This window comes from Bartonella sp. AD328YNZD (assembly GCF_042196425.1).
Window position 1 is genome coordinate 35,655 of the sequence record NZ_JBHIQG010000002.1, and the last position, 1,762, is coordinate 37,416.

The 1,762-nt window shown below is 36.7% G+C and carries 2 protein-coding genes; both read left to right on the plus strand.

What is annotated here, in order from left to right:
* The first annotated feature begins 278 nt into the window (after positions 1-278).
* Positions 279-1,115, plus strand: a complete 837-nt coding sequence (locus ACFIO3_RS00335) for an RNA methyltransferase (protein WP_375606884.1) — start codon at positions 279-281, stop codon at positions 1,113-1,115.
* Positions 1,108-1,762 (plus strand): glutamate racemase (gene murI / locus ACFIO3_RS00340; RefSeq protein ID WP_375704000.1); only part of this gene is annotated, 655 nt, incomplete at its 3' end. The genes ACFIO3_RS00335 and murI, both read left to right, overlap by 8 nt.

The following is a 1,762-nucleotide window of genomic DNA, read 5'->3' on the forward strand; positions in this document are numbered from 1 at the left end:
TGCAGGAAAAAGTTTGGGAATAAAATACATATTCCTTTTTTAGGATTTATGATTTCATAATTCAACTGAGATTATGACGGGTAGGAGTTGTCACCTACTAAACAAGATAAAATTAATGTAAAAAATGTTACGATATCTTATATAAATTGTATAAACTCCATAGTCTACTTTGAATGGCTTTTAAAATTTATTATTAACAAGCATTGGTGTACTTTGAAGAAGATTGCTTTTAAAAAAACAGCGAATGGAGCATAAGTAAGTGCAATTAGGGAGTATTGATGGCAGGAACGAATAAGAATCGTGAAAATTTAACAAATGGTCCCGTTATTATTTTAGTTGAACCGCAGCTTCCTGAAAATATTGGTATGGTCGCAAGGGCAATGGCAAATTTTGGGCTTTCTAAGCTTCGATTAGTCAATCCTCGAGAAATGTTTCCAAATGAAAAAGCTAGAGCTGCTGCAAGTAAAGCTGATCATGTCATTAACAACGCTGTGATTTTTGATACATTGCGTGATTCAATTGCAGATTTACACTATGTTTTTGCCACAACAGCGCGTGAAAGATGTGGATTTAAAACTGTAAAAAGTGCTGTCGAAGCAGCAAGCGTATTACGTCAGCGTGAAAGTATCGGACATAAGACAGGTATTGTCTTTGGAAGAGAGAGATGGGGACTAGAAAATGATGAAATCAGTCTTGTTGATGAAATCATCACTTTTCCAGTTAATCCTGCTTTTGCATCTCTCAATATTGCGCAAGCGGTTCTTTTAATGTCTTACGAATGGATGAAAACAGGTCTAGAGAATGTCAGCGATACGGCATTTCGTGCCGCAGAGATGGAACCTGCAAATAAAACAATATTTCATGGTTTTTTATCTCAGTTAGAAGAGGCTTTGGATATTCGTGGATATTTTAGACCCCCAGAACGCAAAGAAGTGATGCTTGCAAATTTACGCTCTGTTTTTACGCGTGCTAACTTTAGTGAACCTGAGGTTCGTTTATTGCGGGGCGTTATATCTTCACTGGATTATTTTTCACCACAATATCCAAGGGGGAGTGGAGCACCTAAAGAGCGCGACCGTAAAAAATTACAAACAAGTGTGAAAACTGATGGATGAACAGCCTGTTCTTTTTTTTGATAGTGGTATTGGTGGTTTAACTGTCTTAAGGGAAGTGCGTGTTCTTATCCCTGAAAGGCAATTTATTTATGTGGCTGATGATGCGGGATTCCCTTATGGCAATTGGGAAGAAAATGTTTTGAAAGACCATATTTTAAAGATTTTTACAAATCTTTTAACACGTTATAATCCCGCCTTATGTGTCATTGCTTGCAATACTGTTTCTACACTGATGATGGCAGATTTACGACAAAATTTTCCTCATGTTCCTTTTGTAGGAACGGTTCCTGCAATTAAATTAGCTGCTGAACAGACGAAATCTGGTTTTATTTCCGTATTAGCAACCCCTGGAACAGTTAAACGTGCTTATACAAATGAATTAATCAACTCTTTTGCTGGACAGTGTCATGTTCAGCTTGTGGGAAGTGAAAAGCTTGCTGGATTTGCTGAAAATTATTTACGGGGAAAATCTATCGATTCGAAAGAGATAAAGAAAGAAATCCTTCCATGTTTTGTGGAAAAAAATGGCAAATATACTGATATTATTGTTTTAGCCTGCACACATTATCCTTTTTTGATTAGCTTCTTTCGTGAACAAGCTTTATGGTCCGTTAAATGGATTGATCCAGCAAAGGCTATCGCTAAAC

What these genes read in the sequence shown, in the direction of transcription:
- ACFIO3_RS00335 (WP_375606884.1), top strand. Translation starts at nt 279, where the DNA reads ATGGCAGGAACGAATAAGAATCGTGAAAATTTAACAAATGGTCCCGTT.